Source organism: Dellaglioa sp. CoH-57-MRSF-19, from assembly GCF_056781975.1.
The window spans coordinates 1-291 of sequence record NZ_JBXAXW010000238.1; the positions used below are offsets into that span (position 1 = coordinate 1).

Consider the following 291-nt stretch of genomic DNA (forward strand, 5'->3'; position numbering starts at 1 on the left):
GTCCATATCGAATTCGACGTGGAACAGCGCGGTTTTCGTCGTCTTCTTCGAGCGCGGGCGGGGCAGCGTCTGGATTGCCTGTACCTTATGCTCACCATTCGACAGTTCCTTCGTCATCACGAATTCGGCACCCCGCACATCATTCTCGATTGCCCAGAATGCGGCATCGACCAGCAGCGTCGAGAACATCTTGTGAATCGAGCTGAACATCGGACGCGTACCCTGCGTCGGATACACCGAGTTTGCGTAGATTCGATCCAGCAGCGATTGGTCGGCCGCGAACTTGATGCC

At 56.4% G+C, this 291-nt stretch carries 1 protein-coding gene; it reads right to left on the reverse strand.

Going from position 1 to position 291, the window contains the following annotated elements:
- Window positions 1-291 (reverse strand): hypothetical protein (locus tag AC1RO3_RS09065; protein ID WP_481764092.1); only part of this gene is annotated, 291 nt, incomplete at both ends.